Raw genomic sequence first — 14,636 nt, 5'->3', positions numbered from 1 at the left:
ATCGTAACGGGTCGGGACGACAAAGGCAAGCATGCGCCGTCTCCGGAAAACAGAGGAAACGGCGCAGAAAAAGGTAACGCACCATTCAACGAGATCTACTGGCCAGCCACCTCCTTGCCGCAGTGTTTGCACACCTTGGCCCGGCGCTTGATAATTTCCGCACAGAACGGACATTCGCGGGTAAAAAAGCGGCCATGGATTTTTTGGATGGCACTGTCCACCTGCTCCTGCAGACGCTGGTTTCCGAATTTGAGGTTACGAATCGGCTCGATGGCTTCCAGTTCACCGATATCACCCATCATCTCCGCCGCTTTCATACGAACCCGGACCGGTTCGGCCGGATCGGTAAGCAGTTTGAGAATCGTTACCCCATCCTGGTTGACGTAACAATCCGCCAGAATGGAGAACCCTTTTTTTATGTTCTGTTTCAGGGCCTCCTCTTCGGCCATCACTTGGTCATCGATCATCTGACCCTTGGCACCCATGGGGCTGAAGACGGGAATCAGTTCGAACTGTTCGGTGCCGGGAAAATTGATACACCGGTAGGAGGCGCGCTGGGCATAGTTCTCCATCATACTGTCCCATCCCTGGGTGTAGAGGGGGCAGTTGTCGTTAAAGCACATGAACAGGTAAGGCGTCCCCCACCCCAGACCGTCACCCACGTTAATCGGCGGGACCTCCCAAAGGCTCATCTCTTCTTTGCAGTGCGGGCAAACGGGTTTTTCCATCTCCATGATTTTTTCAAACACTTCTTCTTTGGTTTCAAAAGCCATTTGGGGCCTCCATCGTGTGTGTCTATCGGGTCGATCAGGGGGCGTGACCGCCAGAAGGATCAATCGGATATCAGTGGCTAAATTAAGGCGGCCATGCGTATTGTCAACCAGCGGTGGTCCGCCGGCCTGCCAAGAGTCATTAATAGGCGGCCGTCTTTTGAATTGCAAGTTGAATCCACCAACGGTATAGGAAGATCCGATCCGGAAACAGGTCAATTTGAACGGAAAGGTTGGACTATCTGTACCGGCAGGCTTTGGATGCCGCTCTGGGCGGCAGCGATATGGCACCGACCGTCAATGCCGGCACCATTATCCGCATCGTTAAATAATTTAAAAAAAAGCTAAAGCTTCCTCACTCACCTGCCGATAATTAGAACGATTCATTTTAGCTGCGCATGCCAACTCACCAGCATCCGGAAGAAGGCGTGAAAGCGGCGTTGGCGCATCCAACAAAGGAGGGACAACATGCAAATCGAAAATCCAAATCCGGTCGGCTCGCCAGTCCACGGGCTGGAATCGACACCCAAAGTCAGTGAAATCAAGCGGGAAAAGGAAGAGGTCAGCGAAGAACTGGCCACTAAAACGGAAGAGACCCCGGATTATCAACTCACCCTTTCCGATGAGGCAAAAAATGCGGTGGCGGAGATGAACCAACCGGATGCAGCCGATCAGCATGAACCGGTCAGTAATCTTTCGGAAGACGAGGCGGCTCAATTGGCTGGCCAAGCCGCGCAACAGTTGTCCCAAACCAATATGGGCATTGCCAACCAAGCTATCCAGAATGCCATTGATCTGTTCACTTGATCAACGTCGTCCATCTACTGCAGCAGGCCTTACCAAAGCCGGTTCATCAATATGATAAACCGGCTTTGGCTTATCCGTGATCAGGGACGGACGCCTGGCGGATTTTTTTCCGGTTTCTATTCCGCAGGCTTAGGATTGGGGATGAAATTAATTGGACGTAATTGCGCCGGGCTTGTGTTCGTCTTCAAGGCGCATCAACGGTTGCATACTGGGAGTATGTGGCCGTTGATGCAACGCCGAAGACGGGCGCAAGAACAAGCAATTTTGTTCAATTAATAAAATTCCCGATCCCTACCACCCCCACGTCAAATACTGGTGAATGGAATCGGCCGCCTTGCGCCCGGCGCCCATGGCCAGAATCACCGTGGCTGCGCCGGTAACGATATCACCACCGGCCCATACGCCTTTCTTGGTGGTTTTTCCGGTTTCCGGATCGGCCTCGATATAGCCCCATTTGTTGAGTTCCATGTCCGGTGTGGACTGGGTCAAGAGAGGATTCGCCCCGGATCCGACGGCCACGATGACCAGGTCCGTATCCATATGGAATTCGGAGCCCTCAATAGCAATCGGGCGCCGACGTCCGGAATCATCGGGTTCGCCAAGCTCCATCCGCAGGCACTCCATGCCAGTCAGGCGTCCCTTTTCGTTGCCTATAAAACGGGTGGGATTGGTCAGCAGGAAAAATTCAATGCCCTCTTCCTCGGCATGGTGGATCTCGGCGGCTCTGGCCGGCATCTCCTCTCGCGACCGGCGATAAACGATTTTGACATTCTCGGCGCCCAGGCGCATCGCGGTTCGGGCAGAATCCATAGCCACGTTGCCGGCACCCAGCACAACGACGTTTTTTCCCTTGGGAATCGGTGTGTCCACGTCCGGAAAACGGTAGGCCTTCATCAGGTTGGCACGGGTGAGGTATTCATTGGCGGAGAGAATGCCAATTAAATTTTCACCCGGCAGGTTCATGAAGCGGGGCAAACCGGCACCCACCCCCAAGTAGATGGCTTCATAGCCCTGTTCAAAGAGTTCGTCCAGACTGACGGTCCGACCGATCACGGCGTTGACTTCAACATTTACCCCGAGGCGCTCGAGAAAATTGACCTCCTGAGCCACAATCGCCTTGGGCAGGCGGAATTCGGGAATACCATAAACCAACACGCCGCCGGGCTTGTGAAAAGCTTCCAGGACGGTTACCGAATGCCCCTTCTGGATCAGATCGCCGGCAACGGTCAGTCCGGATGGGCCCGAGCCAACAACCGCCACCTTTTTTCCCGTGACCGGTGCTTTCGGCGGTAATTCACCCGTGCCTTTTTCGCGTTCCCAGTCCGCCACAAAGCGCTCCAAGTTGCCGATGGCCACCGGCTCGCCTTTTTTCCCCACGATACAACGGCCTTCACACTGACTCTCCTGGGGACAAACCCGTCCACAAACGGCCGGCAATGCATTTTTTGTCCAGATGTGCCGAATGGCACCGGTGAAATCGCCTTCGGCGATCAGGCCGATGAAGCCTGGGATATCCACACTGACCGGGCATCCTTCCATACAACCGGGTTTTTTGCACTGCAGGCAACGAGCCGCCTCTTCCTGGGCCATGGCCACCGTATAGCCGGTAGGAACCTCTTTGAAATTGCGCTTTCTGATCTCCGGCGCCTGCTCAGGCATTGCCAAACGGGCGGCTTTACCTTTTTTTACTTTTTTCTCCGTCATCTCAATCCCTCCATATGCCAATCGCATCTGCCGACATACAAACATCAGTTGTCAGCACCATTATGGTTTCGCACGGGTATCAGGTCGCATCCTGAAGGGTGCAGAAGTCTTCGTAACAATGTTTTTCTTCCTCGCAGTAGGCCTGTAGCCGCATCATCAACTCGTCGAAATTGACCTGATGACCATCGAACTCCGGTCCGTCCACACAGGCAAATTTCGTTTTGCCACCAACGGTAACCCGGCAACCACCGCACATACCGGTGCCATCGATCATGATCGGGTTAAGGCTCACCAGAGTCTTGACATCATACGAACGGGTCAGATTGGCGACGGCCTTCATCATGGGCACCGGGCCAATCGCCACCACCAGTTTGACATCTCCTCCTTCAAGCGCCTCCTTGAGGACATCGGTAACAAAACCATGATGACCATAAGAGCCGTCGTCCGTACAGACTTTCAGTTCATTCGATGCCGCCTTCATCTGGGATTCGAGAATCAAGAGATCCTTGGTGCGGGCACCGATGATACAGGTCACATCGTTGCCGATCTCTTTCAGGGCACGGGTGATCGGATGGAGAACGGCGACACCGGTCCCTCCCCCCACGCAGACCACTTTGCCCAATTTCTCCAAGTGGGTGGGTTTTCCCAGCGGACCAATCACATCCTGGAAACCGTCTCCCACCTGAAGGGTCTTGAAAAGGGCCGTCGATTTCCCCACCACCATGTAAATGATGGTGATGGTGCCCTTTTCCGCATCGGTGTCAGCCATGGTCAATGGAATTCGTTCGCCGTCTTCGTTTGCCTTCAGGATTACGAACTGGCCGGGTTTTGCTTTGTTGGCAATCAGGGGCGCCTCAATTTCATTGAGAATCACGGTCCCTTCGGCCATCTCTTCACGTTTTACAATTTTGAACATTTGCGTCCTCCAAGTCGGTTGTCGTTGCAGCTACGCTGCCGCAAATCACACCTTCAATAAGCTACAATTTAGCCACTATACACAGCTTAGTTTTGAAATCAAGCTCAAAACATCAATGGGTACAGTGGGAAGGGGTAACAATCCCACCTCGTTTATGATAAAAGCGATAACCTTTTAATCAAAGCCTGATGGATTGGTAAAAAGCATGGGGAGTTAAAAGCAATGCAAATATTTGACAGTCACTGCCATATTGATGATCGCCATTTTGAACCGGACTTTGCGGAGATGCTTCAGCGTGCCAAAATCGCCGAGGTCAATCGCATGCTGATTGTCGGCGTCGATCAGCGCACATCGGATCGTGCCGTTACCCTGGCCCGTCGTCATACAGCGCTATTTGCCGCCGTGGGGGTCCATCCCCACGACAGCCAGTCCTGTTCGGAAAACATATTAGCGCATCTGCAAACATTGGCATCCGATCCCAGGGTGGTCGCCTGGGGTGAAATCGGACTCGATTTCAACCGCATGTATTCGCCCCAAAAAGAACAGGAGCATTGGTTCATCCGCCAACTGGAGATCGCCGAAGCGTTGGGTCTGCCGTTGATATTCCACGAGCGAGACAGCCAAGGGCGTCTGCTGGAAATCCTCAAGATGCACCCCTGTTCCCGGAGAAAGGCGGTTGTGCACTGTTTCAGCGGAACCGAAACCGAACTGGCCCAGTACATAGAAATGGGATTTTGCATCGGAGTTACCGGGATCGTCACCATCCGCAAGCGGGGGGAACCGCTTCGCCAAATGATCCCGTCCATTCCATCGGACCGGCTGCTGGTGGAAACCGATGCGCCGTTTCTGACCCCCACCCCCCAACGGAACAAATTTCGTCGCAATGAACCGGCCTTTGTCCGTGAGGTGCTGCTGAAAGTGGCCGAGATCCGCAGGGAAAATCCGGACCAGCTTGCCGATCAGATTTGGGCCAACACCTGCGGCCTGTTTGGTATCGATCCGTCGGACGACGCCCCACAGGCATGAGCCCCCTATGCCGCCATGAGATGCTGAACCGCCTTCTCCAACCCGTCGATGGAAAGCTCGAACATGGCAAAAATCTGGCGCATCATCATGATGGTGCGGGTGTAGCCCCACATGGACGCCGGCACCGGGTTCAGCCAAACACTGTGGGGAAAGGTCCGTACAAGCGTACGCAGGCACTCGACGCTGGGCTTGCCACTGCGATCCTGCACATAGATCGATCCATCCCGGGACATCAGTTCGTAAGGTGCCATGCTGGCATCGCCGACCACAATCAATCGGGTATCCGGATCTAGGCGCGACAATTCGGCCATGCGCATCGGTTTGCGGTAGCGCGCCGGATCTTCCCAGATGGTGTCGTAAATGGTGTTGTGAAAGAAAAAGGTGCGCACTTCCTTGAACTGCGCCCTGGCGTAATCGAAAAGCGTCTGCACCACCGCCACATAGGGATCCATAGACCAGCCGCCGTTATCGATGGCCAGGATCACCTTGAGCCGGTCCTTCATGCGCCGGTCAAAGGCGATTTCGATCTCACCGGCATTTTTCATGGTCCGGTAAATGCTCTCGTCAACATTCACCTGATCCTTGGGGCCGGCCGGCACCAGGTTGCGCAACCGTTTGAGGGCTTCGCCCACCATGGCCTGGGTCAAGGGGCCGGTAAGTGAGTAATCCTTGTACCGCCGATCCATGGCGACCTTCACGGCCGATTTGTTGCGCGACACCCCTCCGACGCGCATGCCGCCCGGGTGGTAGCCGGAATGGCCCACCGGTGAGGTGCCGCCGGTACCGATCCATTTGCCCCCCCCGTCGTGACGGCCATCCTGATCTTTCAGCCGCTCCTTGAAATACTCAATCAGTTCTTCGGGGGTCATGCGGTTGAGTTCGCTCTCATCAATACCCAGCGCATCGGCCATGATCTTCGGATCTGCAAGCCACTGTTCCAGCATGGCTCGGGCGAGTTCATCGATTTCCAGCCCCTCGGCATCGGGCAGTTCCACCCCCTGAAAGTGGTAGGCAAAAACCTGGTCAAACAGATCGAAGTAGCGTTCGCTCTTCACCAGGATGGTTCGCGATGCCGTATAGAACTCGTCCAGGCTCGAGATCAGATGGTTGGCCAGCGCACGGTGCAGGGTCAGAAATGCCGTCGGGCTGACTGGGATCCCCACCTCTTTCAATTTGTAGAAAAAGTTCAGGAACATGGTCAGAACATCTTTCGTCGGTTGACAAAAGTACTGGCCCGTTCGTAATCGCCGCTCTTTTTGAACAGAACGCCCAGGAAGGGCAGATCACCCTTGGCCAGCCGTTTGGGCTTGAAATCCGGATCGGCCTTGAGGGCACGGATCCAATTGATCAACTCGCGGGTTGCCGGTCGCTTCTCAATGGCCTCCAACTCCCGCATGCGGTAAAAGGCATCGATGGCGTTGTCCACCAGTTCGTTGCTGATTTCGGGAAAATGGACACCAATAATCCGACGCATCATCTTGGGGTCCGGAAAGGCGATGTGGTGAAAATTGCAACGCCCCAGAAAGGGATCCGAAAGGTCTTTTTTGGCGTTGGAGGTAATAATGAACACCGGGCGATGACGGGCCGTGATGGTTTTGTCGATCTCGATGATATCGAATTCCATTTGGTCCAGGACATCCAGCATGTCGTCCTGAAAATCCGTGTCCGCCTTGTCGATTTCGTCGATAAGCAGCACGGTGCGCTGATCGGCCATGAAGGACTGGCCGATCTTGCCCATCTTGATGTACTCTTCAATGTTGCTGACATCCCGCCGGCTATCGCCGAAACGACTGTCATTAAGCCGGGTCAGGGTGTCGTACTGGTACAATCCTTCCACCAGCTTCATGCTCGATTTGACGTTGAGCACGATCAGCGGCATATTCAGGCTCTCGGCAATGGCGTGGGCCAACATGGTTTTGCCCGTGCCGGGCTCGCCTTTGAGGAGCAGGGGCATTTCCAGGGCCATGGAGATATTGACAATCTGGGCCAGCTCTTCATCCAATACATAGCGGGATGCGCCGGTAAAGGACGCATCAGTTGCTTGCGCGGTCATAAACCCCTCTCTGTATCTTTGTTCAGTTGTATTTAAATCGATTGGCGCACATTCAGGGACAAATCCCGGGTCAGCATCAACACCCGTTGGGCCAGCTCCGGACTAAGCGAACCGACTCCGCAACTGGGCGTGATAAACGACTGAGCAAGAATTTGTCGGGCCTCGATACCAAGGGCTTCCACTTGGCGGAAACGGGCCTGCCAGCCGGCATACAGGCTCTGGGTGGTCTCCTGTTGAATCTCTTCGGGCTTCAGTGTGGGAACAATACCCCAGGCGAGGCAGCCACCAGCAGACATAAAATCGAAAATCTGTGAGCCGTAAAGGATAAAGCGATCAAAATACTCATAGGCATCGAAATTGACAATATCCACTCCGGATTCCAGCACCAGCGACCAGTCTGTATTGGCACACACATGGATTCCGGCAAATCCCCCATCGGCATGAACGGCATCCACCACCTCCTTGAGGCAGGCCAGGATGTCCTCCTTCGAAATGCTGATCAGTTCCGACGAACCAAATCCGGCCAGCGCCGGTTCATCGATAAAAACGATCACCGGACAACCCGGCCCGGAAAGCGTACGAATTTGCCAGCGGGCATTCAGCGACAGGTGTTTGACCGCCGCATCCCGGAGGGTCTCATTATAAAAAATGGCCCGGCCCTCCTGGTCCTTGACCCCGGTACAGAAGGTAATCGGCCCGGTCACCTGCCCCTTGACCGCAAACGGTTTGCGGTCCAATCTGGCCAAGGTCTCCAGCAGCGCTCGAACGCCCCCGCCTGTGGATGCAGTCAGTGCAAACCGCGACCCATCCAGCCGGCCGGGATCTTCGCTGGCCGCCATGTAGTCTTCGAAAAAAGCAAGCAGTTCACTGTCAAAGGCATCACTGGCGACATCGATAAACCATTTGCCGTCACGGTCGACAACAGCCGGCATTCCCGGTAAAAACTGAGGGATCATACCTTCCTGGGGAAAAATCGGCAGTTGCGCCCACAGAGGAATATCTGGCGTGTAATCCATAATCAAGCGGGATGCTGCCGTATGATCGTCCAGGGGAAAGCTGCCAATCAGCATGGGCAGACCATCCGGTCGCAAGGTTAGGGCCATGGATACGTCCTTTCATTTTTTTAACAGCGTTAAGCGGATCTTTTTATCACGACCGACCTTTTTTCACAAGGCTGGCACCAGCCACTTTTTTTGAACCCCCAAACGGCGTTGAATTGACACCCGATGGCCACAATGGTATTGTTCGGCGGTAATTTCGGCCCTTCCATGGAACCGCCCAACAAGCGGCCCCCAAGGCTTGGAAAGGGGATTTAAAAAAGCCATAATCGCCGGTTGCCGTGGAGAGACAATTTTCTCCAAAAGCTGTGCCGAAGAATACTTGGACTACATGTAGGAGGAGTACATGTTTGGAATTGGCATGCCCGAATTGATCATTATCCTGGTCATTATTCTTATTATCTTTGGGGTCGGCAAACTGCCTGAAATCGGAGGCGGCATGGGTAAAGCCATTCGAAACTTCAAGGACGCGTCCAAAGAGGCGGAAACCGAAGAACCGGAAAAAATCGAAGACGAAAAAAAATCCTGATGGGCATTTTTTTACGATTTGCAGCATCGCCGGCCAATGGGATGTAAAGCGGTACCCGGTGAATCGTCATGCCCACGCAGGCTCTTTTTAGCGAACGATGGAAAATCCCAATCGAAATACATCCTGCCGTTGATCGTAATGCAACAAAGTTTCAGCGTAGCCACTGAAGTATTGGGCATGCAGGTAAAGGCTCAGTGATAGCGGCAGCAGCCGGGGCATGGGATAGCTCAGATCGAGCTGCAGCGTCGCGCCTTTGTCGGCCCACCAGAGATGCGACTCCAGGGCCAGCCCATCCGGATCGATAATTTCCGTCGCCAGGTCAAAGTATCCGCGATAATCTTTTAGGTCCGCGTTGGTATCGTCGTTATTGTTCACATAGGTGTATATTTTGGGGGCAATCTTGAGAAAAAAGGGGCCGCCCAGATGAATCCCCATAATCGGTTCCAAATAGACATAGTTGGTGCTGCGGGACTCGTTACCGGCCTTCCCATTGGATTCGTGCATGAACCCAGCCCGTAAACCGAAAGCGGTAATGCGGTCGATATTCAGATCGATCTTGGGCAGCTCGAAAAAAATTTCCGGCATATAACTGGTGTCGTCAAAGGGCTGGGAGGCGCTTTTCAGATCCCAGACCGACCGCTGGGTATAACCCAGGTAAAGCGATGACACCATGGGCGCAATCGCCGCCAGATCGCCGTCCGGATTGAACAGGCGATATTTGAAACTGAACTGGAATTTGCTCTGTTCGATTCCCGGGTCCACCCCCAGCAGAAAATACATGGGTTCGTGAACTGAAAAATTGTCCAGAAAAGACTGAATCATCGTCGGGCCCTCATCCAGGGGAACCTGTTCTCCCTGCCAGGCTTCGGATGACGGTTTTTCGACGGACAGGGTCAGGGCATTGGTTTCCAGGGTCAACAGCTTGAGATGAACGGTTCCCATGGCGTAGGCGGGTAAATACAGGCGGTACTGCCGTCTGGCGAATCCCTGTTCAGGAATATCCACCCTGGACATCGCCTGCCCGCCCGACAGTTCTGCATAGATCGTCCGCTGGGTCCGTCCGGTGTCGATCCGACAGGGTGCCCGTAGCGGCAACTCACGGGAAATGACGGCATCCGTGTTGTTGTGCAGATAGAGTTCCAGGGCCACCGAATCGCCACCTCGAACCGGCGGGTCGGGTGGCGCCATCAGGATATTGACCGCAGCCGCCCATGTACCGGCCGGCAAAATCAAGGCCAAAATGAAAAAGGCCAGAATAAAAGCTGTGCAGCGAAAATACCTTTTCATCCCAAGCTCCCATTTTGTCCCTGTGAGGGGACGCCCGTTAACAATTTGATTTTCTGTAACAACATGTTTGCCCAAAAACTGGGGACAACGCGTCTTTACTATCACAGGGAAATCGGTTTTTCACGTCAGGGATGCAAAAAACAGGATTAATCCCAAAATGATCTGATGCCAATTTTTCAAACCGCTTCTTGCCACATCGGACAACTGACTGACAATGGACTATTTTCTTTGTGTAATCGGCATGGTGATGATCGTCGAAGGCGTTCCCTATTTTGCGGCCCCGGAACGGATGAAAACGTGGATGGCAAAAATCATTGAACTCGCGCCGGCGCGCCTCCGGCGTTTCGGGCTGGTGATGATGGTGGCTGGATTGCTGCTGGTTTACCTGGGCCGGCGATGATGCGCTGAGGGGGTCTATCCGTTTTTGTAAAGCTGGAAGAATCTCATCACTTTCTTGACGTACTCCTCGGTTTCGCGAATTGGCGGAATGCCCTGATAGGCATCAACCCTCTGCGGGCCGGCATTGTAGGCCGCCAATGCCAACGGAACCTGCCCGTCAAAGCGCTGCAGCAGGGATTTCAGGTAGCGCGCCCCGCCCATGATGTTCTGCCAGGGGTCAAAGGGATCGTAAACCCGAAAGGCGTCCAGGTTTTCCGGCATGATCTGCATCAGCCCCATGGCCCCTTTTTTGGAGACCGCTTTGGGATCAAATGCCGACTCGGCCCGGATGACCGCCTTGAGCAGGGGAAAGTCCAATCCATGAAGGGTGGCCGCCTCGTCGATAAAGCGATCAAACCGATTGGAATCCATGCCGCGCCCCTTCCGTTTGGGACGTTCACGGATGTAGACCTTGTAATCGCTGGATGTGGGCGCATTGGTAAAATGCATGACCCCATTCCTGTCAACATACATATAAATGTCGGCAATGGCCGGCCGCACCAGAAGCAGGAGACCGAGTGCCAGCCAAAGGCAGCAGGGTTTGACCCGCCGGAAAGGAATCGATTCTCGCATCGGTGATTTCGCCATCATGGATGGGTGAGTTGTTATCATTCGTCAATTTATGCGAATATCGGCACAACACATGGATTTGTAAAGTTTTTTTTGAATATTGGCAAGAAAAAAGGCAACCCGCCGGCAGGCTTGACACCCACCGGCTTTGCGCATATAGACCGATCCAACTTTTAAGCCGCTGCGATCCCACCATGAAAAAGGAAGGAGGTGTTATGCCTGTGCAGCCGTCAGCCACCGATTATGTGTTCAGCCCCAAAGACAGCCTGGTAGGCGCCCAGATGCTCTTTGTCGCCTTTGGCGCACTGGTCCTGGTTCCCCTGCTCACCGGGCTGAACCCCAATGTTGCCCTCTTCACCGCCGGAGCCGGCACCCTGATCTTTCAATTCGTCACCAAGCGCATGGTACCCATTTTCCTGGCCTCCTCCTTTGCTTTCATTGCACCGATCATTCATGGCGTGAGCTCCTGGGGCATTCCCGGCACCATGTGTGGTCTGGTCGCCGCCGGCCTGTTTTACGTGGTGCTGAGCCTTTGCATCAAAACCTTTGGATCGGGATTTCTCAACAAGCTGCTGCCGCCCGTGGTCGTCGGCCCGGTGATCATGGTCATCGGTCTCGTTCTGGCACCGGTGGCGGTACATATGGCCATGGGGCGTACCGGCGATGGCTCAGCCTGGCTGGTTCCCCAGGCAACGGCGATGATCGTGGCTGGCGTCGCCCTGCTGGTTACGGTGCTCACCTCCCTTCTGGGAAAAGGATGGCTGCGACTGATTCCGATTCTGGTCGGCATCGGTGCCGGCTACCTGGCCGCCCTGATCCTCGATCTGATTGGCATCTCCACATCCATCCAGGCCGGATTCGACCCAGGCAGCCTGAAAAACCTTACCGGCCCCGCGCTGGTCAGCTTCCAGCCACTGCTGGATGCGCCCTGGTTTGCCGTCCCTGACTTCGTTCTGCCCGAGTGGAACCTGCAGGCCATTTTCTTCATCGTACCGGTGGCCATCGCTCCGGCCATCGAGCATTTCGGAGACATCCTGGCCATCGGCACCGTCACCGGCAAGGACTTCGTCAAGACCCCGGGCATCCACCGGACCATGATGGGTGACGGCATCGCCACCGCCTTCGCTTCCCTGCTGGGCGGCCCGCCCAACACCACCTACAGTGAAGTGACCGGCGCGGTGACCCTGACCCGCATGTTCAACCCCGGCATAATGACCTGGGCGGCCCTGTTTGCCATCGCCCTGGCCTTCATCGGAAAAATGGGCGCCCTGTTGCAGACCATTCCAGTTCCGGTCATGGGCGGCATCATGCTGCTGCTGTTCGGGGCCATCACCGTGGTGGGGCTCAACACCTTGGTCACAGCCGGCGAAGACCTGACCGAGGCACGCAATCTGACCATCGTGGCATTGATCCTGGTCTGCGGGATCGGCGGCATGGTGCTGCCTTTCGGTGCCTTCACCCTGGGCGGTATTGGCCTATCCGGTGTGATTGGCGTGGTGCTCAACCTGATCCTGCCCGGAAAACATTTAGAGTCTGTTTGAGAAGTCTGGATCAGGCTCGATAACAAGGCGGAAAGTGGCTCAAAAGCGGCGCATATATGTAATATGTGAGCATTTTGAGACACTTTCCAACGCCGTTAGCGGGCCTTAGGCGGATTTATCAAACAGGCTCTTAGCCGGCAAGCGCCTGGCGAACGGCCATGAACCAGTCATGCCATCCGGACCGGAAGATGGGAAGATGACGAAAGATCGTATTTACCGAACCCCGCAGGAACCGATTCCTCCCTTTGAATTCAACGCCGCGGTGGTAAATGTCTTCGACGACATGATCCACCGCTCCGTGCCCATGTACGCAGAGATCATCCGCCAGCAGACCCGGTTGGTCCAACGGGGCTACCAGCCCGGCACACGGATCTATGACCTGGGGTGTTCCACCGGCAATCTTGCCCTGAGCGTGTGCGCCGGCATGCCGCCGGGCAGTTTCCGGATGGTGGCCGTGGACAGTTCCCAGCCCATGCTGGACGCCTTTGACAAACGGATGGCCGAATGGCCGCAGCGAACGGATATCCGCCTGAGCTGTAACGACATCCGGGATGTGCGGCTGGCCCAGGCCTCGGTGGTGGTCGTCAATTTCACCCTGCAGTTCATTCCGCCGACGGATCGGGATCGGCTGGTACAACGGATTTACAATGCACTGGTGCCCGGCGGGATGCTGCTTTTCTCGGAAAAGACCGTTCACCCGGACGCGGGGCTGGCAGATCTGCAGGTGGAATTCTATTACCGCTTCAAGCGCGAAAATGGCTACAGTGAACTGGAAATCAGCCAGAAGCGGGAGGCCCTGGAAAATGTCCTTGTTCCGGAAACCGTGGCTCAGCATCATGACCGGCTGAACGGCTGCGGCTTTTCGGCCATCGATGTCTGGCTGAAGTGGTTCAATTTCTGCTCGTGGATCTGCATCAAATGAACCGGCTGGCCGAGCTTTCCGCCGACCCGGCGATGGCCCCTCACCTTCCTGAATTGATTCGGGCGGTAAGCGCCCGTGAGGAAAACTTCTTTCAGACCAATAAAAAGGGGATGGCCCTGGCCCGCGCCCTGGAAAAGCTTCCCACCGTCAGGCCATCGTCCAACGATGTGGATCAGGATCGCATCCGTATCGGCACCCGAGATGACCTTGACGATTCTCAATCATCCCGCCTGCATGAGGCACTGACCGGCCTGAAACCCTGGCGCAAGGGCCCGTTTGACGTTTTTGGCATCCCGGTGGACAGCGAGTGGAACAGCGCCATCAAATGGAACCGCCTGGCGGCCCATCTGCCGTCCCAGTCCGGCAAACGGGTCCTGGATATCGGTGCCAGCTGCGGCTACTACATGTTCCGCATGGCCAGTCACCAACCGGCCCTCGTCCTTGGGATCGAGCCTTACGCGACCTTCTATTTCCAGTTTCTGGCCCTCTCCGGCTACCTCTCCATTCCCCGGGTGCATTGCCTTCCCTTGCGGCTGGAGGAACTGCCGGTCATCCGGCGCTGTTTCGACACCATCTTGTGCATGGGCATCCTTTACCACCGTCGATCGCCCCTGGATACCCTGCTGCAGATCCATCAGCTCATGGCGCCCGGCGGGCAATTGGTGCTGGAAACCCTGATCATCGAGGGAGACGGGGAAATGGCCCTGTTTCCTAAAAAACGCTACGCCCGGATGAACAACATCTTTTTCATCCCCTCCGTCACCTGCCTCTCCCATTGGCTGGCACGCTGCGGTTTTGCCGATATCCGCTGCGTGGACATCTCCCGGACCACCCCGGACGAACAGCGCAAGACCGATTGGATCGACACCCAGAGCCTGACCGACTTTCTGGATCCCCGGGACCCTGCAAAAACCGTCGAGGGGTACCCGGCACCGGTGCGGGCTATGGTGCTGGCCACCGCCTCCCCCAAATGACATGTATCCGTGGCGGATCTGTATAACCGCACCGGCCGACG

At 55.3% G+C, this 14,636-nt stretch carries 15 protein-coding genes; 7 read left to right on the top strand and 8 right to left on the bottom strand.

The features are described from left to right. Positions 1–95: 95 nt before the first annotated feature. A complete protein-coding gene (locus GN112_RS20300) occupies positions 96–773 on the bottom strand; it encodes a zinc ribbon domain-containing protein (protein WP_155311889.1) in 678 nt (225 codons plus the stop codon). Between the two features lie 465 nt (positions 774–1,238). Between GN112_RS20300 and GN112_RS20295 the strand changes: the two genes are divergently transcribed. After that, positions 1,239–1,577: a hypothetical protein gene (locus GN112_RS20295; protein WP_155311888.1), complete on the top strand. Its 339-nt coding sequence runs from the start codon at positions 1,239–1,241 to the stop codon at positions 1,575–1,577. A gap of 291 nt (positions 1,578–1,868) precedes the next feature. On the opposite strand, the gene gltA is transcribed toward GN112_RS20295, so the two are convergent. Both gltA and GN112_RS20285 read right to left on the bottom strand, forming a co-directional pair. Continuing rightward, the gene (gene gltA / locus GN112_RS20290) at positions 1,869–3,281 is read right to left on the bottom strand and encodes an NADPH-dependent glutamate synthase (RefSeq protein WP_155311887.1); all 1,413 of its coding nucleotides are present in this window, start codon (positions 3,279–3,281) and stop codon (positions 1,869–1,871) included. Between the two features lie 79 nt (positions 3,282–3,360). Further along, the gene (locus GN112_RS20285) at positions 3,361–4,197 is read right to left on the bottom strand and encodes a sulfide/dihydroorotate dehydrogenase-like FAD/NAD-binding protein (protein ID WP_155311886.1); all 837 of its coding nucleotides are present in this window, start codon (positions 4,195–4,197) and stop codon (positions 3,361–3,363) included. Positions 4,198–4,419: 222 nt separating this feature from the next. Here GN112_RS20285 and GN112_RS20280 point away from each other — a divergent pair, with 222 nt between their 5' ends. Continuing rightward, on the top strand, positions 4,420–5,223 hold the full coding sequence (locus GN112_RS20280) for a TatD family hydrolase (RefSeq protein WP_155311885.1): 804 nt from the start codon (positions 4,420–4,422) through the stop codon (positions 5,221–5,223). Between the two features lie 5 nt (positions 5,224–5,228). Here GN112_RS20280 and GN112_RS20275 read toward each other — a convergent pair whose 3' ends face one another. The 3 genes from GN112_RS20275 to GN112_RS20265 are packed head-to-tail and all read right to left on the bottom strand — an operon-like array spanning position 5,229 to position 8,379. Then, positions 5,229–6,419 carry a vWA domain-containing protein gene (locus GN112_RS20275; RefSeq protein WP_155311884.1) on the bottom strand — a complete coding sequence of 397 codons (1,191 nt, stop codon included), beginning with the start codon at positions 6,417–6,419 and terminating at the stop codon, positions 5,229–5,231. A 2-nt stretch (positions 6,420–6,421) separates the two neighbouring features. Beyond that, the gene (locus GN112_RS20270; RefSeq protein ID WP_155311883.1) at positions 6,422–7,276 is read right to left on the bottom strand and encodes an AAA family ATPase; all 855 of its coding nucleotides are present in this window, start codon (positions 7,274–7,276) and stop codon (positions 6,422–6,424) included. A 32-nt stretch (positions 7,277–7,308) separates the two neighbouring features. Next, entirely contained in the window at positions 7,309–8,379 is a 1,071-nt protein-coding gene (locus GN112_RS20265) for a uroporphyrinogen decarboxylase/cobalamine-independent methonine synthase family protein (RefSeq protein WP_155311882.1), read from the bottom strand. Between the two features lie 301 nt (positions 8,380–8,680). On the opposite strand from GN112_RS20265, the gene tatA reads away from it, so the two are divergent. After that, positions 8,681–8,863, top strand: a complete 183-nt coding sequence (gene tatA, locus GN112_RS20260; protein ID WP_155311881.1) for a twin-arginine translocase TatA/TatE family subunit — start codon at positions 8,681–8,683, stop codon at positions 8,861–8,863. An 87-nt stretch (positions 8,864–8,950) separates the two neighbouring features. On the opposite strand, the gene GN112_RS20255 is transcribed toward tatA, so the two are convergent. After that, positions 8,951–10,150, bottom strand: a complete 1,200-nt coding sequence (locus GN112_RS20255; RefSeq protein ID WP_155311880.1) for a phospholipase A — start codon at positions 10,148–10,150, stop codon at positions 8,951–8,953. Positions 10,151–10,364: 214 nt separating this feature from the next. Here GN112_RS20255 and GN112_RS20250 point away from each other — a divergent pair, with 214 nt between their 5' ends. Next, positions 10,365–10,550 (top strand): DUF2065 domain-containing protein, encoded by a 186-nt coding sequence (locus GN112_RS20250; RefSeq protein ID WP_155311879.1) that lies wholly within the window; start codon positions 10,365–10,367, stop codon positions 10,548–10,550. A gap of 14 nt (positions 10,551–10,564) precedes the next feature. On the opposite strand, the gene GN112_RS20245 is transcribed toward GN112_RS20250, so the two are convergent. Beyond that, positions 10,565–11,161: a lytic transglycosylase domain-containing protein gene (locus tag GN112_RS20245; protein ID WP_155311878.1), complete on the bottom strand. Its 597-nt coding sequence runs from the start codon at positions 11,159–11,161 to the stop codon at positions 10,565–10,567. Between the two features lie 212 nt (positions 11,162–11,373). Between GN112_RS20245 and GN112_RS20240 the strand changes: the two genes are divergently transcribed. The 3 genes from GN112_RS20240 (at position 11,374) to cmoB (ending at position 14,595) form a co-directional block, all read left to right on the top strand. After that, positions 11,374–12,699, top strand: a complete 1,326-nt coding sequence (locus tag GN112_RS20240; protein WP_174247667.1) for a uracil-xanthine permease family protein — start codon at positions 11,374–11,376, stop codon at positions 12,697–12,699. A 196-nt stretch (positions 12,700–12,895) separates the two neighbouring features. Further along, complete coding sequence (gene cmoA / locus GN112_RS20235) at positions 12,896–13,621, top strand: carboxy-S-adenosyl-L-methionine synthase CmoA (RefSeq protein WP_155311877.1); 726 nt, start codon at positions 12,896–12,898, stop codon at positions 13,619–13,621. Continuing rightward, positions 13,618–14,595, top strand: coding sequence for a tRNA 5-methoxyuridine(34)/uridine 5-oxyacetic acid(34) synthase CmoB (cmoB, locus tag GN112_RS20230; RefSeq protein WP_155311876.1), 978 nt, complete (start codon positions 13,618–13,620; stop codon positions 14,593–14,595). The genes cmoA and cmoB overlap by 4 nt, the downstream gene beginning before the upstream one ends. Positions 14,596–14,636 lie beyond the last annotated feature (41 nt).

The sequence above is a fragment of the Desulfosarcina ovata subsp. ovata genome, from assembly GCF_009689005.1.
Classification (GTDB): Bacteria; Desulfobacterota; Desulfobacteria; order Desulfobacterales; family Desulfosarcinaceae; genus Desulfosarcina; species Desulfosarcina ovata.
Note: the sequence above shows the minus strand (reverse complement) of the source record. Positions and strands in the feature narration are given on the sequence as shown.